General features: G+C 65.8%; 17 protein-coding genes. 9 read left to right on the top strand and 8 right to left on the bottom strand.

The features are described from left to right. Positions 1 to 49: 49 nt before the first annotated feature. Positions 50 to 1,729 (bottom strand): energy-dependent translational throttle protein EttA, encoded by a 1,680-nt coding sequence (gene ettA / locus MKP08_RS13310; protein WP_241554239.1) that lies wholly within the window; start codon positions 1,727 to 1,729, stop codon positions 50 to 52. A 171-nt stretch (positions 1,730 to 1,900) separates the two neighbouring features. On the opposite strand from ettA, the gene MKP08_RS13305 reads away from it, so the two are divergent. Beyond that, positions 1,901 to 2,506 carry a DUF4142 domain-containing protein gene (locus MKP08_RS13305; protein ID WP_241554238.1) on the top strand — a complete coding sequence of 202 codons (606 nt, stop codon included), beginning with the start codon at positions 1,901 to 1,903 and terminating at the stop codon, positions 2,504 to 2,506. 222 nt (positions 2,507 to 2,728) lie between these two features. Continuing rightward, a complete protein-coding gene (locus MKP08_RS13300; RefSeq protein ID WP_241554237.1) occupies positions 2,729 to 3,208 on the top strand; it encodes a YetF domain-containing protein in 480 nt (159 codons plus the stop codon). Here MKP08_RS13300 and MKP08_RS13295 read toward each other — a convergent pair. Beyond that, complete coding sequence (locus tag MKP08_RS13295; protein WP_241554236.1) at positions 3,205 to 4,536, bottom strand: MATE family efflux transporter; 1,332 nt, start codon at positions 4,534 to 4,536, stop codon at positions 3,205 to 3,207. The genes MKP08_RS13300 and MKP08_RS13295 overlap by 4 nt on opposite strands. A 101-nt stretch (positions 4,537 to 4,637) precedes the next feature. On the opposite strand from MKP08_RS13295, the gene MKP08_RS13290 reads away from it, so the two are divergent. Genes MKP08_RS13290 through MKP08_RS13280 form a run of 3 tightly spaced genes read left to right on the top strand, consistent with a single transcriptional unit; the run spans position 4,638 to position 8,790 of the window. Continuing rightward, complete coding sequence (locus tag MKP08_RS13290) at positions 4,638 to 6,716, top strand: HAD-IIB family hydrolase (RefSeq protein ID WP_241554235.1); 2,079 nt, start codon at positions 4,638 to 4,640, stop codon at positions 6,714 to 6,716. Further along, positions 6,713 to 7,852 carry a hypothetical protein gene (locus tag MKP08_RS13285; RefSeq protein WP_241554234.1) on the top strand — a complete coding sequence of 380 codons (1,140 nt, stop codon included), beginning with the start codon at positions 6,713 to 6,715 and terminating at the stop codon, positions 7,850 to 7,852. The genes MKP08_RS13290 and MKP08_RS13285 overlap by 4 nt, the downstream gene beginning before the upstream one ends. Further along, on the top strand, positions 7,849 to 8,790 hold the full coding sequence (locus tag MKP08_RS13280) for a galactosyltransferase-related protein (protein WP_241554233.1): 942 nt from the start codon (positions 7,849 to 7,851) through the stop codon (positions 8,788 to 8,790). Before MKP08_RS13285 ends, MKP08_RS13280 begins: the two co-directional genes overlap by 4 nt. Here the strand turns inward: MKP08_RS13280 and MKP08_RS13275 are convergent. Beyond that, complete coding sequence (locus MKP08_RS13275) at positions 8,697 to 9,818, bottom strand: glycosyltransferase (protein ID WP_241554232.1); 1,122 nt, start codon at positions 9,816 to 9,818, stop codon at positions 8,697 to 8,699. The two genes, MKP08_RS13280 and MKP08_RS13275, sit on opposite strands and share 94 nt — an antisense overlap. Positions 9,819 to 9,907: 89 nt before the next feature. Here MKP08_RS13275 and MKP08_RS13270 point away from each other — a divergent pair, with 89 nt between their 5' ends. The 3 genes from MKP08_RS13270 to MKP08_RS13260 all read left to right on the top strand — a co-directional run bounded on the left by MKP08_RS13270 (position 9,908) and on the right by MKP08_RS13260 (position 12,355). Beyond that, a complete protein-coding gene (locus MKP08_RS13270) occupies positions 9,908 to 10,699 on the top strand; it encodes a Crp/Fnr family transcriptional regulator (protein WP_241554231.1) in 792 nt (263 codons plus the stop codon). Positions 10,700 to 10,705: 6 nt separating this feature from the next. Beyond that, entirely contained in the window at positions 10,706 to 11,548 is an 843-nt protein-coding gene (locus MKP08_RS13265) for a sulfotransferase (protein ID WP_241554230.1), read from the top strand. A 63-nt stretch (positions 11,549 to 11,611) separates the two neighbouring features. After that, the gene (locus tag MKP08_RS13260) at positions 11,612 to 12,355 is read left to right on the top strand and encodes a Crp/Fnr family transcriptional regulator (protein ID WP_241554229.1); all 744 of its coding nucleotides are present in this window, start codon (positions 11,612 to 11,614) and stop codon (positions 12,353 to 12,355) included. 32 nt (positions 12,356 to 12,387) lie between these two features. On the opposite strand, the gene MKP08_RS13255 is transcribed toward MKP08_RS13260, so the two are convergent. The 4 genes from MKP08_RS13255 to MKP08_RS13240 all read right to left on the bottom strand — a co-directional run bounded on the left by MKP08_RS13255 (position 12,388) and on the right by MKP08_RS13240 (position 16,642). Further along, on the bottom strand, positions 12,388 to 13,635 hold the full coding sequence (locus MKP08_RS13255; RefSeq protein ID WP_241554228.1) for a dicarboxylate/amino acid:cation symporter: 1,248 nt from the start codon (positions 13,633 to 13,635) through the stop codon (positions 12,388 to 12,390). A gap of 5 nt (positions 13,636 to 13,640) precedes the next feature. Further along, complete coding sequence (dgcA, locus tag MKP08_RS13250) at positions 13,641 to 14,645, bottom strand: N-acetyl-D-Glu racemase DgcA (protein ID WP_241554227.1); 1,005 nt, start codon at positions 14,643 to 14,645, stop codon at positions 13,641 to 13,643. Beyond that, positions 14,645 to 15,667: an N-acetyltransferase DgcN gene (gene dgcN, locus MKP08_RS13245; protein ID WP_241554226.1), complete on the bottom strand. Its 1,023-nt coding sequence runs from the start codon at positions 15,665 to 15,667 to the stop codon at positions 14,645 to 14,647. The genes dgcA and dgcN overlap by 1 nt, the downstream gene beginning before the upstream one ends. A 90-nt stretch (positions 15,668 to 15,757) precedes the next feature. Continuing rightward, positions 15,758 to 16,642 carry a LysR family transcriptional regulator gene (locus tag MKP08_RS13240; protein WP_241554225.1) on the bottom strand — a complete coding sequence of 295 codons (885 nt, stop codon included), beginning with the start codon at positions 16,640 to 16,642 and terminating at the stop codon, positions 15,758 to 15,760. A gap of 173 nt (positions 16,643 to 16,815) precedes the next feature. Here MKP08_RS13240 and MKP08_RS13235 point away from each other — a divergent pair, with 173 nt between their 5' ends. Then, positions 16,816 to 18,423: an amidohydrolase family protein gene (locus MKP08_RS13235; RefSeq protein WP_241554224.1), complete on the top strand. Its 1,608-nt coding sequence runs from the start codon at positions 16,816 to 16,818 to the stop codon at positions 18,421 to 18,423. A gap of 63 nt (positions 18,424 to 18,486) precedes the next feature. On the opposite strand, the gene MKP08_RS13230 is transcribed toward MKP08_RS13235, so the two are convergent. Further along, positions 18,487 to 21,396 (bottom strand): TonB-dependent siderophore receptor, encoded by a 2,910-nt coding sequence (locus MKP08_RS13230; protein WP_241554223.1) that lies wholly within the window; start codon positions 21,394 to 21,396, stop codon positions 18,487 to 18,489. Positions 21,397 to 21,786: the final 390 nt, after the last annotated feature.

Below are 21,786 nucleotides of genomic sequence, written 5' to 3'. Positions count from 1 at the left end.
GATTTCTCTCGACAGTAATGGGGCGCGCCGGGCACGCGCCCGTTGAACCTCACCGCGTCAGCTTCTTGTACTGCAACCGCGTCGGACGGTCCGCCGCGTCGCCCAGGCGGCGGCGCTTGTCTTCCTCGTAAGCCTCGAAGTTACCCTCGAACCACTCGACGTGGCTGTCGCCTTCGAAGGCGAGGATGTGGGTGGCGAGGCGGTCGAGGAAGAAGCGGTCGTGGCTGATGACCACGGCGCAGCCGGCGAAGTTCTCGATCGCTTCCTCCAGCGCGCCCAGCGTTTCCACGTCGAGGTCGTTGGTCGGCTCGTCCAGCAGCAGGACGTTGCCGCCGTTCTTCAGCATCTTGGCCATGTGCACGCGGTTGCGCTCGCCGCCCGACAGCTTGCCGACGTTCTTCTGCTGGTCCTGCCCCTTGAAGTTGAACGCACCGACATAGGCCCTGGTCGAGACGTCGTGGCCGTTGACCTTCATGTAGTCGAGGCCGTCGGAGACCTCCTCCCACACGTTGTTCGACGCGGTCAGATCGTCGCGGCTCTGGTCGACATAGCCCAGATGCACGGTGTCGCCGATTTCCAGCTTGCCGCTGTCCGGCTCCTCCTGCCCGGTGATGATGCGGAACAGGGTGGACTTGCCCGCGCCGTTGGGACCGATCACGCCCACGATGCCGCCCGGCGGCAGCATGAAGGACAGGTCCTCGAACAATAGCTTGTCGCCATAGGCCTTGGTGATGTTCTTCGCCTCGATCACCTTGCCGCCCAGGCGCTCGGGCACCTGGATGACGATCTGCGCCTTCCCCGGCTTGCGATCGTTGGCACTGTCCTGCAATTGTTCGAACTTCCGGATACGCGCCTTGGACTTCGTCTGGCGGGCGCTCGGCGTCTGCCGAATCCATTCCAGCTCGCGTGCGAGCGATTTCTGCCGCCCGCTTTCCTCGCGGTTTTCCTGCTCCAGCCGCTTCGCCTTCTTCTCCAGATAGGTCGAATAATTGCCTTCATAGGGATAGTAAGAGCCGCGATCGAGCTCGAGAATCCAGCCCACCACGTTGTCCAGGAAATAGCGATCGTGGGTGATCATCAGCACGGCGCCGGCATATTCGGCGAGGTGCGTTTCGAGCCACTGGACGCTTTCGGCGTCGAGGTGGTTGGTCGGTTCGTCCAGCAGCAGGATCGACGGCTTCTGGATCAGCAGGCGGGTCAGGGCGACGCGGCGCTTCTCACCGCCCGACAGGTCGTTCACCGGCCAGTCGCCTGGCGGGCAGCGCAGCGCCTCCATCGCGATTTCGAGCTGGTTGTCGAGCGTCCAGCCGTCGACCGCGTCGATCTTCTCCTGCAGCGTACCCATCTCTTCCATCAGGGCATCGAAATCGGTGTCGTCCTGCGGGTCGCCCATCTCCGCGCTGATCGCGTTGAAGCGGTCGACCATGTCGGCGACGTCGCGCGCGCCGTCCTTCACGTTTTCGAGCACGGTCTTGCTCTCGTCGAGCTCTGGCTCCTGCGGCAGATAGCCGACGGTGATGTTTTCGCCCGGCCATGCCTCGCCCGCGAAATCGGTGTCGATCCCGGCCATGATCTTCATCAGCGTCGATTTACCCGCGCCGTTGGGCCCGACGATGCCGATCTTCGCGCCTTGGTAGAATTGCAGGTTGATGTTCGCCAGCACCGGCTTGGGGGCACCGGGGAAGGTCTTGGTCATGTCCTTCATGACATAGGCGTATTGCGCGGCCATCGCAGGGGTCCTTCGGATTGGTTTGTCGCTGGAAAGGTTTGCCGCGCCAGATAGGGGGCGAGAGGCGCGGGGGCAAGCATGCGTGCACTGCCAGGGAGAATGCGACGGTGCGGAACGAAGCGCGATGATGCTCATTGCGGATTCCGGGGCGGAGGAACCGGAGACATCGCGATGAAACAGTCACTTGCACTCTATCTGATGACCGGCGCTGCGGCGCTTTCCCTTGCCGCCTGCGGCGATAATGCGACCACGGATACGCCCGTTGCCGATACCACGGCTACCACCGGCGCGATGATGGATAATGCGGCCGCGCCCGCCACCACTGCCGAAACCACCGGCATGACCGCCGATGCGCACACGACCCAATTCCTGACCGACGCGATGAAGGGCGACAATTCCGAGGTCCGCGTCGGCAAGCTCGCCGCCCAAAAGGGCGCGACCCAAGGCGTGAAGGATTTCGGCACGATGCTGGTCAACGATCACGGCGCGCACATGGACAAGGTGGCGACGCTGGCGAAATCGATGAACGTGCCCGTGACGCAGGAAACGAAGGCCGAGGCGGACGAGGTGTACAAGCGTCTCCAGGGTCTTTCCGGCGCGGAGTTCGACAAGGCGTTCGTCGATGCCATGGTGAAGGATCACAAAAAGGACATTGCCGCCTATCAGGAAGAGGCGAAGAGCAGCGATCCCGCCCCGGTGACCGGCCTGGCCGAGCAGACGGTGCCGACGCTGCAGAAGCACCTAGATACGGCGGAGAAGCTGCAGAAGAGCAGCTAGGAACTTGGCAAAGCGCGCGGTGGGTCATAGCACCGCGCGCTTGGCCGAAAACCTTTCGGCGCTCCGCTGGTCTGCCGAGAACATGACTGTGTGGAGCCAGGTGGTCGGAATTCCCTTCACCAAGCCGGGACCTATCGGCATGGCTGCGGATTGATCTCCTGAAACGGGAGAACCTACATCTTTGTATCCGATCCAATCTGGGACCTGGTCCTGCGCTCGCTGGTGCTCGCTTTCGTCGGGCTGGTGTGGGTCGTGGTGCTGGTCCGGCTGAACGGGCTGCGTTCGTTGTCGAAGATGACGAATTTCGATTTCGTGATGACGGTCGCCCTCGGCTCGCTGCTGGCGGGCGCGGCGCAGGCGACCGAGTGGAAGGGCTTTGCCCAGGCATGCCTGGCGATGGTCGGGCTGTTCCTGACGCAGGCCACTGCGGCATATCTGCGGCGGTCGCACGAGAAGGTCGAAAGCCTGATGCAGAACGCCCCCACGCTCGTGATGCGGGACGGCAAGATTCTCCACGACGCACTGGCAAAGACTCGCATGGCGGAAAGCGATCTGATTGCGAAATTGCGCGAGGCGAATGTGCTCGATTTCGGCAAGGTGCGTGCGGTCGTGCTGGAAACGACCGGCGATGTGTCGGTCCTGCACGGCGATACGCTGGACGAGACGCTGATCGAGAACGTGACCCGCGTCGATCGCGGCTAGCGCGCGAACCCCCGGCGCAGCAGCCGGGGCAGTAGCGCTGCCTGCAGCGCCGCCCGCAGCGCCAGGAACAGGCAGAAACTCAGCCACAGCCCGTTATTACCCAGCGGCCAGCTCAGCCACAGCGCCAGCGCGTACCCGGCGGAGGCGCCGACCATCGACAGGAGCAGCGCGCGGGTCCAGCTCGCGCCAACGAATGCCCCGTCGAACACGAAGCTGGCGACCCCGGCGAAGGGGATCACGATCAGCCATGGCGCGAGAGCGTGCGCGGCTACGGTGACCTCATCTGTGGCGGCGAAACTGGCCAGGATCGGATCGGCGAGAAAAACGAAGCCGAGCGCGACCAGTGCCGCCGTGCCGAAACCGCGGATCAGGATCGCCCGCAGGGCGGCGGCGAACCCTTCGCGGTCGTCGTCGCCCGCCCGCTCTCCGTTCAGCACCTGCGCCGCGTTCTCGAACCCGTCGAGCAGCAGCGCGGTCACCACGAAGAGCTGGTACATGATGCCGTTCGCGGCCAGCGTCACCGCGCCGCGCTCCGCCGACAGCCGGGTGAGGGCGGCGAGCGCCACCATCAACACAACCGTGCGCAGGAACAGGTCGCGATTGACCGAGAGGAACCGGCGCATCGCGTCCCATTGCAAGACCGACCTGTCGCGCGCCTGCGCCACCAGTACCGGGCCGCCCATCCGCGCGAAGACGAACCCGCCGACCGCCACCAGCTTCACATATTCGGCAATGAGGCTGGACCAGGCGATCCCTTCGACCCCCCAGCCGAGCGACAACACGAACCACAGGCCCAGCGCCACGTTGACGAGATTGTAGCCGACTTCGAACAGCAGGACTGCGGTCATCCGCCGCCGACCGACGAGAAAGCCGACCAGCGCGAGGTTCAGCATGACGCCGGGTGCCGCCCAGTATCGGATCGACGCATAGCTGCGCGCCGCGACAAGCACCTCTCCCCGAGCGCCGAGCACGTCGAGCAGCGCAGGCAGCAACAGCGGCTTCGCCAGCAGCAGCAGCAACGCGATGAGGAGGCCGATGGTTAGCCCGCGCAACAGGACGGCGGCCTGCTCGCGCTCGCCGACCCGCGTTCCGGCCTGCGCGACCAGACCGGTGGTCCCGGTCTTCAGGAAATTCATCACCGTGAACAGCATCGCGAACAGCCGCGCGCCGATGTCGACCGCCCCTTGCGTCGGTGCATCGCCCAACCGCCCGACGATCCACATGTCGCCCACGCCGATCAGCGCGGTGGCCACATTGGTGACCATCGCGGGCAGCGTGATCGCCCAGATGGTGCCGGCTCGAAAGGAGGGGGAAGATGCGCCGGTCATCGCCGGCCAATATGATCATCCGCGAGGCTAAACAAATATTTGTTCGGGAGAGATCGCCGGGGCCACCCGTTTCTAACCGGCATTTTACCGGGGGACACCGTTTGCACATCGTATCGCTGGCATTGGGCGGTTGCCTCAAGGGGGAGCCGGTTCGTTACGGAATTACCGAAGATACCGGGGGCCATATCGCCTACATTCTGGGCGAGATGTCGGCTCTTGCCCGCCGCGCAGACGTCGACCTCGCCGAAATCGTCACCCGAAGGTTCGATGCACCCGAACTCGGCGGCATCCATGCGAGCGGCGAGGAATGGCTGGGGCCCAAGCTCGTCGTCCGGCGGATCGACAGCGGTAACCCGCGCTATCTCGCGAAGGAAGCGCTGGGCGCGGATCGGGCCGCCTTTACCCGCGCTTTCATAGCCGACCTGCGCGGGCGCGAGCGGCTGCCCGATCTGATCCACGCCCATTTCGCCGACGCCGCCGATGTCGCGATACAGGTGGAGAAGGAACTGGGCATCCCCTTCGTCTATACGGCCCATTCGCTCGGCATGGACAAGCTGAAGGCCACCGGTGAGCCGTCGTCCGCCCTACAGGGCCGGATCGTGGAGGAGAACCGCGCGATCGCGGCGGCGAGGGCGGTCATCGGATCATCCTGCGACGAATGCGAGCGGCAGTTGACGGTCTATCCCGGTGCGCGCGTGGGCCGGATTCACCGGCTGATCCCCGGCATCGATCGACCGAGCCCGAGCGATGAGGTATCCGCCGCGCTCGATCTCGTATCCCCGCAATTGCGCGATTTGGCCAAACCGATGGTGCTCGCGATCGCCCGGCCGGTGCGCAAGAAGAACCTGGTCCGGCTGGTGGAGGCTTTCGGGCGGTCGCCGTATCTGCGCGAGAATTGCAACCTCGTGGTCCTGGCCGGGCTCAGGTCGCACTTGCGCTGTGGCGAACCGGAACAGGCAGGCGTGCTGGGCGACATCGTCAACGCGGTTGATACGCACGACCTTTACGGCAGCGTCGCCTACCCGAAAACGCATACCCGCCAGCAGGTAGAGCAATTGTACCGGCTCGCCGCCCGGACCGGGGGCGTGTTCGTCAATCCCGCCTTGACCGAGCCTTACGGCCTGACGCTGGTCGAGGCGGCGTCGCACGGCCTGCCTGTGGTGGCGACGCGGAACGGCGGACCGCAGGACATTCTCGCCGAACTCGATCACGGCATTCTGGTCGATCCGCGCTCGACGGAGGATATCGGTGCTGCGATCGAGCGACTGGTTTCGGACCACGCGCTGTGGGCGCGTTATTCGCACAACGGTCGCACCAATTCGCTGGCGATGAACTGGGATGCCTATGCCGCGCGGTTCGTGGACCTCGCCCGTGACGTCCTGCGCCAGGGTGAACCGCGCAGATCGCGGGTGCGGACACGGCTGGTGGTGAGCGATCTCGACAATACGCTGACGGGTTGCGGCGAGGGGGCGGGGCGCTTCTCGCGCTTTCTCCATCGGCGCAGCGATTTCGGTTTCGTCGTCGCGACTGGCCGGTCGATCGTCGAAGCGCGGCGACTGGTGCGGGACTGGGCGCTTCCCCGCCCGGACGCGTGGATTACCTCGGTCGGGACCGAGATATATTTCGAGCGAGCCGACGGCGATCTCGTGCGCGACGAAAGCTTCTCGCGCGAGATAGAGGCGGACTGGGAACCGGTGGCGATCAGCTCCGCGCTGCGGGATATCGAGGGTCTTGCCCCCCAGGCCATGCACGAACAACGCGATTTCAAGCGCAGCTATTACGCCGCGGGTGCGGACTTGGTGCAGAAGGTTCGCGCTCGGCTCGACGAGGTCGGCCTATCGGCCCGTGTGGTCTTCAGCCACGAGCGGCTGCTGGATATATTGCCTGCGCGCGCTGGAAAGGCGGCGGCGATGCACCATGTCGCCAATCGCCTTTCCATCGACCCGCTGCAGGTCTTCGCAGCAGGGGACAGTGGCAACGACGCCGACATGCTGACGGCTTGCGCGAACGCGATCCTGGTCGGCAATTATGCCCCCGAAATCGCTGAGCTGGCGGACCGGGCCAATGTCTATCTCGCACGCCGTCGGCATGGTGGTGGCGCACTGGAAGGCGTGCTGATGCAATATCGCGCGAGAAGGCGTGGCGAGCGCGACCGCGAAATCGCGAGGGAAGTGGCATGAAGGGTGCACGGCCGGTCGGCTATTTCGTCCACCACCAGGGACGCGGCCATGCGGAGCGGGCGGCGGCAATCGCCAACCGGCTTATCGACCTGCGTCCCGTCACCCTGTTCTGTGCCCGCGACGACATCTTCCCCGAATTGAAGAGCGGTATCCGCATAGAGCGCATTCCGTCGCTGTTCGAACCCTCGGGCCGCGAAGCGCCCGCGATGGCCTCGCTACCGATGCCCGAAACGGTGCATTGCGCGCCGGTCGGTTGGCCGAACATCACGCAAGCCTTCGCGCATATCGCCCGGTGGTTTGCGGAAGAACGGCCTGCCCTGTTCGTGACGGACGTGTCCGCCGAGCTGGGGCAGTTCGCCCGGCTGTGCTCCGTGCCCCATGTCGCGGTGCTGCAGCATGGCGAGCGCGGCGATCCGGGCCACATGGCGGCATATGAAAGCGCGGTGGGGCTGCTGGCCCCCTATGCCGCCAGCCTGGAGCAGCGCGATCGCCCCCAGCGGCTGCGCGACAAGAGCCATTATGCGTCCGGCGTGGGGGTCGATTGCCGACCCTTCCCGACCCGCGAGGATGCGCGCCAGCGGCTGGGTATCGACCTGGACCGCGAGATGGTTCTGGTAGTCGCGGGCGGTGGTGGGGAAGGCACGCCGACCGCGCCGTTGACGCTGGGTGCACGGGCCGAACCCGATACGCTGTGGGTGACGATCGGCCAGGTGCGGAGCGAATGGCACGAGACGCCGCCGGGCAATCTCGACCATCGCGGCTGGGTCGACAATCCGCGCGACTGGATCGCCGCTGCCAACCGCGTGGTTTCGTCCTGCGGCAATACCACCGTTCACATGATCCTAGCCGCAGGCAAGCCCTGGATCGCCGTGCCCGAATGGCGCTATTTCGACGAACAGGTCTGCAAGGCTGAAGTGCTCGACCGAGAAGGCTTGGCGGCGGTCGCGCGCCATTGGCCCGCGCACGCGGCGGGGTGGGAGAAGTTATGGGCGGCGGCCCGCCTGATCGATCCCGAGCGCCAGCGCGCGGTCATCGCCGACGATCCGGCGGCCGACGCAGCCGCATGGCTCGACGAGACGGCGCAGCGCCTGTGGCGCGGCGCGCCACCGCATCCGCCGCTGGAGGTGGTGGCGTGAAGATATCGGTCTGTACCCTGGCCCATGGACGGGCGGAGCACTTGCGCAATCTTGTGCAGGGACTTTCGCGGTCGCGGCGTGCGCCGTGCGAACTCCTCGTCGCGGTCATGCAGGACGAGGCCTACGATCTCCCGAAGACCGATTTTCCGGTGCGGCAGATCATGCTGGGAGAAGGCGGCATCTGCCTGGCCGAAGCGCGCAATGCTGCGGCGCGAGAAGCACGGGGCGAATTGCTCGTCTTCGTCGATGTGGATTGCATCCCCGATCCCGAACTGGTGGCGGACTATGCCGCGGCGGCGGAACTGCGCGAGGGCGTGCTGATGGGGGAAGTCGGCTATCTGCCCAAGGGTGCCACCGACGGCGGGATCGATTTCGAGCGGTTCCAGCGGGTGGCGGTGAAGCATTCCGAAAGGGCCGGCCCGCCGATCGCTCAGCTGGGCGAATGCCGGGATTACCGCTGTTTCTGGTCGCTTAATTTCGCGCTGTGCGCCGCTACCTTTGCGCAAGTAGGAGGGTTCGATCCGCGCTATGTCGGTTATGGGGGGGAGGACACCGATTTCGGGCGCACGCTATCGTCGCGCGGGGTACCGATATGGTGGGCGCGCGGGGCCAAGGCCTATCACCAGTATCACCCCCATCACATGCCGCCGGTTCACCATCTCGACAGCGTGCTCGCCAATGCGGCGGTCTTTGCGGACAAATGGGGCGAGCCGACCATGCAGCACTGGCTACGCGCATTCCGGCTGATGGGCCTGATCGAGCCGGATGGGCGGGGCGGCTGGGTCAAGCTGCGTGAGCCGAGCGCGCATCATCTGGCGCTCACCCGGCAGCAGGAGGATCAACCCTATGCGAGCAGCGCGTTGGTCCTCGGCCAGTTGGAGGACCAGGCCAGCCGGGGCAGCGATACGCGCCGCGCCCCCTCGATGGCGGCGGTGTAGCACTCTTCGTAGCCGGCGATCATCGCGGCGATGGAAAATCGCTCGAGCACCCGTTGCCGACACGCGTCGCGGTCGATCGACTGCAGTTGCGTCATGGCATGGGCCAATGCTGCTGTGTCGCCACTGGCAACCAGCACGCCGCAATCCCCCACTACCTCGCCCAGCGCACCCCGGTCGAACCCGGCGACCGGCGTGCCGCACGCCAGCGCCTCCGCCGCGACCAGGCCGAACGGTTCATCCCAGAGCGGGGTGACGAGCGCCCCCTGCGCGCGCCCGACCTCGGCTCGCAGGTCCTGCATCGAACCGTGTCCGTGATACTCGATTCCGTCGGACAGGAACGGCTGGACCCGGTCGGCGAAATAACCGGCATCCTCGATCGGGCCGAAGATGCGCAGCTTCGCCCCGGCGATCCGCGCCGCCGCCACCGCTTCCGCAAGCCCCTTGTTGGGCACGATGCGTCCCACCCAGATAAAGTGATCCTCGCGCGCCGGGCCGGGCTGCCAGTGGTCGACGTCCACCCCGTTCGACACGACGTGCAGGCCCGCACACCCGCGCGATTCCCACAGGGCGCGCTGGTGATCGGACGTCACGGTGATCCGGGTATTGGGGTAGCGCACCACTTTCTGCACGGTATCGAACATCGCGCCGAAGGGGGGGACATGCTGCGACGTGACGCAGGCGATCCCGGCATTGGTGCACCAGGTCATGATGTCGGGAAACAGCGAGTTGTTGTGCACCACGTCGAACTCGCCCGCCATGATGGCGAGCAGCGCACGCTCGAACGCGATGCGCTGATACGCGGCCAGCTCGCTCGTTCCGCGATAGCGTGCCCAGGGGAGGACCCGGTCGTAGGGAGCGGCGCATATCTCGAACAGCCCCTCGTCCTGCGATCCGCGCGCGCCGAACAGCACAACCTCGTGGCCCGCATCGCGCAGGCCGCGACACAGCAGGTGACAATGCGCCTCCATCCCCCCATTGAACGGCTCGGCGATGGCATTACGAATATGGGCTAGGACGGCGATCTTCACGGGTAGCCATGGTTATCGAACTGCATATGTATCGAACGACCGGTGACGCTGGCCGGCGACCAAGCTAACATTCATGTTCCGCGACAGGCATGGGCGCGGGTTTGCAGGAGAAGCGCGAGATGGATTTGCAGGGGGAACTGGCGCGATACCCCAATACCGGGCGGTTTCTTGCCGGCCGATTGCGCCACGATATGTCCGAGGAGGAAAAGCAGCAGCTGGAAAGCCTCGTCGGCGATACGCGCCAGGCGGAAGATGGCGAACGGATCATCGCGCGCGGCGGCCAGTGCGAACACTCCACGATCCTGATCGAAGGCTTTATGCTGCGCACGCTCGAAACCGAGGGGCGTCGCTATGCGGTCAGCTTCCATGTGCCCGGTGATTTCGTGGATTTGCATTGCTTCGCGCTGAAGCGGCTCGATCATAACATCGACTGCATCGGGCCGGCCAAGATCGGGCGGGTGCCGCATCAGAAGATCACGCAGGTGATGCAAGAAAACGCGCATCTGGCGCGGCTATTCTGGTTTTCCACCCTGCTCGATGCGGCGATGCATCGCGAATGGATCATGAAGCTGGAACAGCTCACCGCGCCCAAACGGATCGCGCATGTCTTTGCGGAGGTCTGGCGCAGGCTGGAGATGGTGGGGTTGGGGCTGGCGGACGGCTTCAGCACGCCCCTGCGCCAGACGGACCTCGCGGACATGTGCGGTGCCACGCCGATCCATACCAATCGCGCGATTTCGGAATTGCGCAAGCACGAGCTGGCGAATTTCCAGCGGGGCGAGGTGCGTATTCCGGATCGCGCGCGGCTGGAGGAATATGCGCGCTTCACGCCCGACTACCTCTACGGCGAAGGCGAGCTGTCCCTCAGGGACGGGATGTAGGACCGGGTGCGCTCGCGCTTCGTCTTCGTCGCCGGGCTCCACCGAACGGGAACGAGCCTGATCGCGCGGGCGATCGCCTCCCATGCGCAGGTCAGCGCGATAGAGGGCTCGCCCGCTCCAGAAAACGAAGGCTGCTATCTGCAGGGGGCAATCCCGCACACCGCCCTGCATGGCGTTCCCGGCAGCTTCGCCACCGATCCGCGGGAGCGGCACGTGGAGGGCTCGCGCTACGACCGGCTCGAGACGCGCGAGCGCCTGCTTGCGGACTGGGCGCCGTGGTTCGATCCGGCAAAGCCGTGGTGGCTGGAAAAATCGCCGGTCAACCTCACCCGGATGCGGCTGTATCAGCAGCTCTTTCCTACCTGCCAGTTCGTGATCGTCCTGCGTCATCCGCAGGTCATGGCGGCGGCGCTGGCCAAATGGACCGATACGCCGACCGATGAACTCGTGCGCTACGGGGTGGAGGCATACGAACGGCTGTACGACGATCTGCCCTTCCTCCATTCCGCGCTCGTCCTGCGGTACGAGGATTTCGTTCGTAGCCCCGACCGGTGGATGCGCGCTTTCCTCGCCTTTCTGTCGCTGCCGGGCAAATCGGATCGGCTGGATGTCAGGGACGGCAACCGCGATTACGCGGTGCCGGTCGCGCTCGATGCGGACCTCGACCACAGGATGCGCCGCTGGGGTTACCGCGCCGGAGGAGGGGTCGAGAACTTCCTCCCTCACATCGCCCATCCGCTGCGGCATGTGCGGGAGGAGGTCTTCGCCGTTCTGGAGAAGCCGGACGACGCGAGGGACGACGATCCGGCGGAAACCGGAAAAGAACAGAAAGCTAACATCCGTCTATAGACCGAAATTGCTCCTCCCGCTTATCGCGCCTGCATGGAGTTAGTGAGCGGTAACAGGCCAGATATGGAATTTCCGCGAACGGGCGATTTTCTCAAGGGGCGTCTTCGCGACAATCTTAGCCTCGACGACCTTCGCTATATCGAGGATCTGGTCGAGACGGTCGAACAGCATGGGGACGGGGCCCGTATCCTGGAACGCGGTGCGCCGACCGAACGCAGTACCATCCTGATCGACGGCTATATCTTCCGCTCCATCGACAGCGAGGACGGTCGCTTCATCGTCGGGCTGCACATACCGGGCGATTTCGTCGATCTGCACGGCTTCGCGCTCAAGCGACTGGATCACAACGTGGTGACAGCTGGCCCGGTCCAGGTGGGATGCGTCAGCCACGAAAGTCTGCGGGCCGTGATGCGGGACCGGCCCGGCGTGGCGCGCGCCATGTGGTTCGCGACGCTGCTCGACGCGGCGATCCATCGCAAATGGATCCAGGTGCTGGAACAGCTCGACGCGCCGCAGCGGATCGCGCATCTGTATGCAGAGCTTCAAGCGCGCCTCGCCCTGATCGGCCGCCCGGTGACGCGCGCGCTGAGGACGCCGTTCACGCAATTCGACATGGCGGACATGTGCGGAGTCAGCGCGATCCATGCCAATCGCGCGGTCGGCAAGTTGCGGGAACTGGGCATCGGCGAAATCCGGCGCGGCGATCTTTATACCGACGACTGGGACCGACTGAAGGCCTACGCCCGGTTCGATCCCGATTACCTGTACGGCGAAGGTCCGTTGAAGATGAAAGAGGACTGGAGCTGAGGCAGGCGGCACTCCGCTGCCGCTACGCTACGCTAGCTTTCTTCGGTGTCTAGCGTTCCACCCCTGTCCCATCTTGCGACCGAGGCCGTCACGGTCAGGTTGGCGCTGGCGCTGGCCACCGTGCGCGTCATGTCGAGCAGGCGGTCGAACGGCAGGACGAAGCCGATCACGAGCGCGGTCTGTGCGGTCGAGACGCCGACCGAGGCAAGCACCGCCGCCAGCATGAACAGCGAGGCCGAGGGTATCGGGGCCGTCCCGAAAGCGGCCAGCGATCCGGTTAGCAGCACGATGCCCAGCATGGGGAGATCGGGTGTCACGCCCAGCGCCTGCAGGCTGAAGACGCTGAGCAGCCCGACATACATCGCCGTCCCGTCCTTGCCGATGCTCGCACCGATCGGAAGCACGGTCGAAGCGACGCCGCGATCGATGTGCATCTTGTCGATCGCGATCCGCAGGGCGACGGGCAAGGTCGCGGCCGAGGATGCGGTGGCAAAGGCCACGGCGAGCGCGTCCACCGCAGCGCGGTAGAACCGGCCCACATGCCGCCTGGCGACCAAGGCGAGCAAGGGCATGTGAACGAGCGCCATCTGCGCGATCACGCCGATGACCACGCACAGGGCCAGCCAGCCGATGTTGGCAAACACCGCCACGCCGTTCTGCGCCACCGCCACCGCGATCAGTGAGAAGACCCCGTACGGTGTGAACTCCATTACCAGCGCGACAAGGCGGAACAGGATTCGCGCGGCCGATTGCAGCAGCACGGCGACCGGTCGCCCTTCCTCGCCCGCCAGCACGGTGGCGAAACCGAAGGCGATCGAGAAGAAGATGATCGCGAGCATGTCGCCAGAGACCAGCGCCTCGACCACGTTGACGGGCACGATCCCCATCAGCTGGTCGTAAACCGACACAGGTTCGCCCAGCTGATACGCCTCGCCATTGCCGATGGCTGCGCCCGCGCCCGGCTCGATCAGCAGGCCCATGGCCATCCCGATCATGACCGCGCAGGCGGTGGTGAAGGCGAACAGGGCGACCGTGCGACCGCCGACCGCGCCCAGTCTGCGCGGATCGGCGAGCGCGGTGACGCCCGAGGCGATGCTGATGAAGACGATCGGCACCACCAGCATGCGGATCAGCCGCACGAACAGATCGCCGAGAAAGGCGATATAGGCGGTCGCCGAGGGAGCGAGCAGGCCGAAGGCGATCCCGGCGACGAGGCCGACCAGCACGCGGCGCCACAGCGCCATCGCCTGCCATCGCCGCAACCATCCCCCCATGCTCATCCCTCCTACCCTGACGCGCCCCAGAATCCGGCACGAGGCGCACGCAGCATGCCGTCTGCCAGCGAGACACCGTCCGGGCGATCTTCGGCCAGCCAGAGCGGGCCGTCCAGATCGACGAACGCGCTATCCGCAGCCAGCGCCAGGGCAGGGGCGATCGAGAGCGACGAGCTGACCATGCACCCGGTCATGAGGCCGAGCCCGCGTTCGCGCGCTCCGTGCGCCAGCTCCAGCGCCGCGGTGAGCCCGCCCGACTTGTCGAGCTTCACGTTGGCAACGGCGTACCCGGTCGGCAAGCTATCGAGATCGGCGGCGGTGTGGATGGATTCGTCGGCGGCGATCGGAATGCGCGAGCCGAAACCATCCAGGCCCCGATCCTCTCCCGCAGGAAGAGGTTGTTCCAGCAGGTCGACACGCAAGTCGACCATCAGATCCTGCAATCCCTCCACCTCCCGCATCGACCAGCTTTCATTGGGATCGACGATCAGGCGCGGATGCGGTGCAGCTTCGCGGACGGCGCGCAATTGCGCGGCGGGATCGCTGGCATCGACCTTGACCTTTATCAGCACCGCATCGGCCAGATCGCGCGCCGCCGCGCCCATCGCATCGGGCGTGTCGAGGCCGACGGTGAGGGCGGTTGGGATCGGTGCCAGCGGTTCGGCGAGGCCGAGCGCCGCGAAAACGCTCTTTCCCGCCAACTGCGCTTCGAGATCCCAGAGCGCGCAGTCCACCGCATTGCGCGCCGCGCCGGCGGGCATGAGGTCCAGCAGTTCCTCCTGACCGACCCCGGCCTCGATCGCGGAACGCTGCGCTTCGATCGCCGCGAGCGCGCTCGCCACGCTTTCGCCGTAACGCGGGTAGGGCACACCCTCGCCGCGCCCCACGGCACCGTCCTGCGCGATGGCGACCGTCACCACGTCCGCCGCCGTCTTCACCCCGCGCGAGATGCGGAATGGCCGGGCGAGCGGGAGGCTTTCGTGGCGAGCGGAAAGGGTGCGCGGCGGTGTCGCCATCAGGCCCGCTCGGCCCCTTCGATCGGCCCGAGCAGCGCGTCGAGGATCGGCTCCACGCCCATGCGACGCGGATCGATGCACGGCAGGCCGTGTTCGTCCTGCAAGCGCAGGCACAACGCCAGCGCTTCGTTGGCATCGAGGCTGGAGGTGTTGAGCGCGATGCCGATCATTCGCACGTCGGGGCTGGTCAGCCGCGCCGTGGCCAAATTGGCTGCAATACATTCGCCGAGCTCGGGCGGCGCGCGGCGGGTCAGCCCGCGCATCACCCGCCGCGTGGGATCGTGGCACATCACCAGCGCGGCGGGCTGGGCACCGTGCAGCAGCCCGGTCGAGACGCCTGCGAAGGAAGGGTGGAACAGCGATCCCTGGCCCTCGATCAGATCCCAGCCATCGTCGTGCCGGGCAGGTGCAAGTTGTTCGATCGCGCCCGAGATGAAGTCCGCTACCACGGCGTCCAGCGGGACGCCCGCGCCCGCCACCAGTATGCCCGTCTGACCGGTCGCACGAAAATCGCACGCGACGCCGCGCGCCTCCATCCCGCGTTGCAGCGCCAGGGTCGTGAACATCTTGCCGGACGAACAATCGGTGCCGACCGTCAGCAGCCGGTTGCCCGCCCTCGGCTCACCCGATCCCACCACGAGATCGGCAGGCGGGTGGCGCACGTCGTGGAGCTGGCGTCCGGTCCGCTCCGCCGCTTCCACCAGTCGAGGCTCGTCCTTCAATCGCCGGTGCAGGCCGGATGCGATGTCGAGGCCGGCCTCCATCGCCGCGATCGCATCCTCGACTATATCCCGGTCGAGCGTGCCCCCCGCATTGACCATGCCCAGCACCATGGTCCGCGCACCTGCCGCCGCGGCCTCCGCGAAGCCCATGCGCGGCAGGTCGAGCGTCAACGTGCAGCGATCGGTACGGAATTCGCCGACGCAGCTTTCCGGTCGGAAGATCGCCAGACCGCGCGCGGTCTTGATGGCGTAGGGATCGGTCGCATTGCCGAGATACAGAAGATAGGGTGTCGCGATCATAAGTTGCTCGAAAGCCTAAGGGAACGCGATCCTAACCGTCCGGAGGCGGCTTACCCAGCTTGTGCATGACACCGCAGGCATAGCGTCCGGCTATACCGCGTCGATGACGTCCGCGAGCAGATCGAGGAAGTCCGCGCCCGCGCGCGACGGGGGCCGGGTCTGCAGATAGACCGCATTGATGTTGAAGGTGAGCGCGGGTTGCAGGGGGCGGCTCTCAAGCCCCGCGGCCAGCGACGACTCAGCGGTAAAATTGTCCACGATCGCCATGCCGAGGCCCGCCCGCACCAGCGCCGCCGCGATGTAATAGGTCCGGGAAGAGGCGCTCTCGGTCAGGGTCACGTCGAGCCGTTCCAGCTCGCTGCGTAGCGATTCTCCGATCGGGCCGTTCTGGATCGGGCTGATGAAATCCCGGCCCACCAGATCGGCGAGGTGCAGGCGCGATGGTGCGTCGGGCAGGTCCTCGGGCCGGAACAACACCACCAGCTCGCCCTCTCCAATCACCTGGTGGGCGACCGGTGCGGCGGGGGGAACCTCGAAACTGATCGCGATATCGGTCTCGCGCTCGTAGAGTTTGCGCACGATCTCGTCGTGATGGAGCGTCTGGAGATCGAAGCGGATTTCGCCGCGCTTCGCCGTGAACTGCGCTACCGCCTCGGGCAAAGCGCCGAGGCCCAGCGAGGGCAGGGCGGAAATGCGCAGCAGGCTGCCTTCGCCCTGGCGCAGGTTCTGGCACGCCTGGCGCAGCGAGCGCACGCGGTCCTGAATATCCGAGACCTCGCCGAACAGGGTGCGGGCATCCTCGGTGGGGATCAACCGGCCCTTGGTGCGCTCGAACAGGTCCAGCCCGAGCGACTTTTCCGCGTGCCGCAACACCTTGGTGACGCTGGGCTGCGAGACGTTGAGCGCGCGCGCCGCGGCGCTGACCGTTCCGTGAAGAAACACGGCGTGGAAGACTTCGATCTGGCGCAGATTCATCGGCTGGACGACCTCCTTGGACGGACACGCATTCGCCGGGGTTATACGCCCGGCAGGCGCGGGATGGCAAAGGGGTGGACGGATCGGCGGCGATCGTAAATGCCTGTCGTACGCGGATACGCCGTATCATTCCGATGCGGGCCGCATGCCGCGCGCCAGGAGGAGCTTTGCCCATGTCCCGAACCAACAACCGGAGCCTGACTTCGCTCATGGCGCTCGCATGTTCGCTGGCGCTGGGGGCCTGTGCCACCACCGCTCCTCCACCGGTCGACGTCGTGATCAAGGGCGGCACGGTGTACGACGGTAGCGAGGATGCGCCCTTCACCGGCGACGTCGCGATCGCCGGCGACCGGATCGCTTACGTGGGGCCGCCGAAGTCCTTCGCGGCGAAGCGGGTGATCGAAGCGGGCGGCATGATCGTCGCGCCCGGCTTCATCGATCCCCACACCCATGCGGACATCTTTCTGCGCTCCGACGATCCGGCCGAGCGCGTGAACGCGGCGTGGCTGGCCCAGGGTGCGAGCACGGTCGTCATCGGGGTCGACGGCGGCGGCACGCCCGATGTCGCCGAGGACGCGCGCAAGCTCGCCGCATCGGGGATAGGCACCAACGTCGTGCCCTTCGTCGGGTTCGGTGCGGTGCGCAGCCGCGTATTGGGCGATGCCGCGCGCGCGCCGGACGAGGCGGAACTCGCCCGGATGAAGGACATGGTGGCAGGCGCGATGTGCGCGGGCGCGACGGGATTCTCGACCGGCCTGTTCTACGCCCCGCAAAGTTTCGCGACCACGGAAGAGGTGATTGCCCTTGCGCGCGAGGCGGGGAGCCGCGGCGGGCTCTACGACACGCACCAGCGCGACGAATCCTCGTACACGATCGGATTGATGGACTCGAGCCGCGAGGCGATCCGGATCGGCGAGGAAGCAGGCGCGCCGGTCCATTTCGCGCATATCAAGGCGCTGGGCGTGGATGTGCAGGGCAAGGCGCCGGAGCTGATCGCGCTGATCGACGCGGCGCGCGCGCGCGGCGTCGACGTGACCGCCGACCAATATCCCTGGCTCGCTTCGGGATCGAGCCTGGATGCCTCGCTGCTGCCGCGCTGGGCGGTCGATGGCGGCGGCCAGGCACTTCTGGCGCGGCTCGGGGAGCCGAAGACGGCGGCGCGGATCCGCAGCGAAATGGAGGAGAACCTGCGGCGCAGGGGCGGGGCGAAATCCCTGCTGCTGACCGCACCCGGTCGCCCATGGACGGGCCGCACTTTGGCGGAATACGCGGCGGCGCAGGGCACCGACCCGGTCGACACCGCGCTGGCGATCATCGCACAGGTCGTGCGCGAGGGGGGCAGCGGGACCGAGGTAGCATCGTTCAACATGGCACCGGAGGATGTCGAGCTGCTGATGCAGCAACCCTGGGTCGTCACATCGTCCGACGGGTCGCTCGGCCACCCGCGCATGTTCGCCACCTATCCGGAGAAATACCGGACCTATGTGCGCGAGCGGGGGACGATCGACCTCGCGCGGTTCATCCGCCAGTCGACCGGCCAGGTCGCGGATATCTACCGCATCGCGGAGCGGGGCTATCTGAAACGGGGGTATTTCGCCGATGTCCTGGTGTTCGATCCCGCGAAATTCGCGCCGCGCGCGACCTATCTCGATCCGCGCGAGCTTAGCGTCGGGGTCGAGGCGCTGTTCGTGAACGGCCGGTCGGCGGTAGAGCACAGCCATATCACCGGCGAGGCGGCGGGACGCGTGTTGCTGCGACCTCAACCGGAAAACTGCCCCTAAAGCAAAAGGCTCGCCCGCGGCGCGAACCGCGAGCGAGCCTTTTCTTTACCCTTTACGCCGACCTTAGAATTCGAGCCGGACGCCGACACGGAACGAGCGGCCCAGCAGGTCGCTGTACGTGCTGTTCGCAGCCAGCCCGGTTTCGGGCAGGATGATCGGATCGGCATCGAACAGGTTGGTGATGTGGATGAACACCTCCGCATCCCCGCCCATCGTCTCCGCGATCTTGGCCGTGGCGTTGAGGTCCACGTAGAACACCCCGTCGATGCTGTTGTCGCTGGTGGTGCGCGCCGTCGGGGTCGTTGCCGGACAGGATGAGGTGCATCCGAAGCGAGTGGCCGAATACCGCCCGCTGCTGACACCCCGACCGACCGCGGTCAGACCGAAATCGGGCGTCTGCAGCGAGATCGAACCGCGGTAGAGCCAATCGGGCGGGCCGCTGCCCGACAGGGTGCCGAGCGAGCTGATCGGTTCGCTGATACCGTCGTCGGTGATGCTTTCGAGATAGTGCGTCGCGACCGCGCGGAACGAGAGCGAGCTGTCCGGCATGGCGAGCAGATCGTTGAGCGGCAGGCGGTACGACACGTCGAAGTCGATGCCTTCGTTCTTCACGACATTGAAGTTGAAGAAGCTGGCGCGGAAGAACAGGTCGCGCACCCCATCGGGATCCGGGCCGTAGGCGTTGCAGAACTGCTGCACCCCTTCCTGACAGCGGTCGAAGACCGCCTGCGCGCCGTAGGCACCGATCGCTCCGTCGATCTTGACCCTGTAATAGTCGATCGACGCCATCAGCCCGGGGATGAACCGCGGGGTGAGCACCACGCCACCGGTCAGCGCCTTGCTGATTTCCGGCTCCAGATCGAGATTCCCCGACAGGACCGCGCGGTAGCTTTGGCCGTTCTCCAACGTGCTGGTGTTGGAGCTGCCCGCCTGGAACAGCTCGTTGAGGTTGGGCGCACGGATGTCGCGCGAATAGGTGCCGCGCAGCTTGATGTCGTCGATCGGCTGCCACGTCGCACCGACCTTGTAGGTCGTGACATAGCCGGACGTCGAGTAATCGGTCGCGCGTACGGCACCGTTGAAGGTGATGCCGAGACCCAGCGGTACGACCGTTTCGAGATAGGCTTCCTTGACGTTGTAGTCGCCGAAGGTGGGCACATAGTTGCCGACCTGGAACCCGCCCTGGAATTCTTCGGGGACGGAGCCGGACACTTCTTCCTTGCGGTACTCGCCGCCGACCGCGAGGCTGACGTCGCCGGCCCAGAGGGTGAACGGAGTGAACGACAGGTTCACGCCCGCCACCGTCTGCTGGAGCTTCTGGTCGCGGTAGGGATCGCCCAGGAAGTAGTCGAACGAAGCGGGGTTCGCGACGCCCTGGCCGAACACGTTGAGCGGAATGCATCCGTTGCCGGGGTTGGTCAGCGTGCTGCGGCAGACGATCGTACCGGCCGCTACGCCCGCCGCGTTACCGGCGGGCGCGAACACCGCATCCACCGCGTTGGCGAACTCGGTATTCTTGATGATGTCGCGCAGCTGTTCGTGCGAGTTCGTCTCGCCGTACTGAACGTAGGCGTCCCAGATCGCGGGTTTGCCGGCGATGTCGAACGAACCCTCGAACCCGCCGACGTAGCGCTGCACGTCGCGCGTATTGTTGAGCTTGCGAAAGGGTACGTCGGACAGCGTGGTGCCGATGGCGACCGAGGTCACGTCGGCAGGCAGGAGCGAGCCGAGCGCCTGCTGCAGATACGCGTTGTCGCGCGGGATGTTCGCCAGCGGCCCCGACGATGTGCTCGTGAAAAACTGCGGACCCGCGTTGAAGAGGGTTTCCTGCCAGTTGTACGACGCTTCGACGAAAGCGGTCGCCCACGGCGTCACATCGAAGCTCAGGCGGCCGAAGACGTTGCGGCGGTCTTCCTCCGCGCCCAGGCCGATGCGGCGATTGGTGTCGTCCACCAGGTAATCGCCGTTGATCGTGATGGTGCCGGCGTTGGGATAGGTGCCGTAGTCGTAGCGATTGATCGACCCGCCCGGACCGAAATAGATCCCCTTCAGGCTGTTGGGCGTGCCGCCGCGCGAGGCGTTGATGATGCCGCCCGGTGCCGAATTGTTGCGGTTGCCGGGGCCGACCACGAGGAACTGCGGCTGGCCGTTCGTCGCGGTGTAATCGGGGTTGCCGATGATCTGCGGCACGCCGAAGTTCCAGTCGCGGTCGACCGAGAAGATGCCGTCCTGGTGCGACAGCTGTCCGCTGAGGAGCAGGTGTCCGCGTCCTTCGGCGAAGGACGTACCGCCCGCAGCGCTGACCTGCCAGGTGAAGCCGTCTCCCTCGTCGGTGATGCCGGTGTTGGCGCTCAGTTTCAGGCCCTGGTAGCGCTTGTCGAGGATGAAGTTGACCACGCCCGCATCCGCATCGGAGCCGTAGGCAGCCGAAGCGCCGCCGGTCACGACCTCGACCCGGCTGATCAGCTGCTGGGGGAAGGTGTTGACGTCGACGTACCCTTGCACGGTCGAGGGCACCGTGCGCCGCCCGTCGAGCAGGACGAGCGTACGCTCCAGCCCCAAGTTGCGCAGGTTGATCGTGTTGATGCCCGAAATGCCCGAGCTGATGTTCAGGCGCGAGTTCGACAGTTGCGAGCTGCCCGCGACCGAGGGAAGCTGGTTCACGAGGTCGAACAGGTTGTTGGTCGGCGCTTCCGACTGGATCTGTTCGGTGCTGATGACCGTCAGCGGCGTCGGGCTGTCGAAGCCGAGGCGCGCGACGCGCGACCCGGTGACGATGATCTCTGTCGAAGGACGCTCGACCGAATCGACGGTACGCGTGACCGGGTCCTCGTCGTCATCGGTAGCGACGGTCTGTGCCGCAGCCGGAGATGCCAGAAGGCCGATCGCCGCCACACTGGCGAGCGCGTTGCGCCGCGCGAAACACGAGCGCGAAAAGGCGGAAAGCGTACGAGTCCGCAAAGAAGAGTTCATCGGTAAAGCCCTCATAATTCATCGGGCCGATCGATGCTGCCGCGTGGACCAACCGTTAGGGTTGCGACGCTACGAAGCAGGACCGGCCCTCTTCCCTCGAATGCCAGGGCCGGTTCGCCCGGACCTGGTTTCACGATCGTTCATGATCGGCGGATCGATATCCGTCCGTGTTATGAACTTGCGCGCCTCTTGCGTGAAAACGGCCAATTATTTTTGGTTTGTGCCTTTCCCCGCAGGATCGAAACTACCGGCAGCCGCGTTCGCGTCAATATGATGACGTGATTGACCTGTGTAGTAGTGTATAAACGCAGGGTATAGGCTAGAAGGAGCCAAGGCGAGCCACCCGGTGCGAGATAGCCCCAGGTTATGGCAGGCGGGCACAACGATATG

The organism is Erythrobacter sp. LQ02-29, assembly GCF_022576075.2.
Lineage (GTDB): Bacteria > Pseudomonadota > Alphaproteobacteria > Sphingomonadales > Sphingomonadaceae > Alteriqipengyuania.
Note: the sequence above shows the minus strand (reverse complement) of the source record. Positions and strands in the feature narration are given on the sequence as shown.

Bases quoted from the DNA above. Each gene is read 5' to 3' on its own strand.
- ettA (WP_241554239.1), bottom strand. From the start codon at position 1,729: ATGGCCGCGCAATACGCCTATGTCATGAAGGACATGACCAAGACCTTC.
- MKP08_RS13305 (WP_241554238.1), top strand. From the start codon at position 1,901: ATGAAACAGTCACTTGCACTCTATCTGATGACCGGCGCTGCGGCGCTT.
- MKP08_RS13295 (WP_241554236.1), bottom strand. From the start codon at position 4,536: ATGACCGGCGCATCTTCCCCCTCCTTTCGAGCCGGCACCATCTGGGCG.
- MKP08_RS13285 (WP_241554234.1), top strand. From the start codon at position 6,713: ATGAAGGGTGCACGGCCGGTCGGCTATTTCGTCCACCACCAGGGACGC.
- MKP08_RS13270 (WP_241554231.1), top strand. From the start codon at position 9,908: ATGGGCGCGGGTTTGCAGGAGAAGCGCGAGATGGATTTGCAGGGGGAA.
- MKP08_RS13260 (WP_241554229.1), top strand. From the start codon at position 11,612: ATGGAATTTCCGCGAACGGGCGATTTTCTCAAGGGGCGTCTTCGCGAC.
- MKP08_RS13255 (WP_241554228.1), bottom strand. From the start codon at position 13,635: ATGAGCATGGGGGGATGGTTGCGGCGATGGCAGGCGATGGCGCTGTGG.
- dgcA (WP_241554227.1), bottom strand. From the start codon at position 14,645: ATGGCGACACCGCCGCGCACCCTTTCCGCTCGCCACGAAAGCCTCCCG.
- dgcN (WP_241554226.1), bottom strand. From the start codon at position 15,667: ATGATCGCGACACCCTATCTTCTGTATCTCGGCAATGCGACCGATCCC.
- MKP08_RS13240 (WP_241554225.1), bottom strand. From the start codon at position 16,642: ATGAATCTGCGCCAGATCGAAGTCTTCCACGCCGTGTTTCTTCACGGA.
- MKP08_RS13235 (WP_241554224.1), top strand. From the start codon at position 16,816: ATGTCCCGAACCAACAACCGGAGCCTGACTTCGCTCATGGCGCTCGCA.
- MKP08_RS13230 (WP_241554223.1), bottom strand. From the start codon at position 21,396: ATGAACTCTTCTTTGCGGACTCGTACGCTTTCCGCCTTTTCGCGCTCG.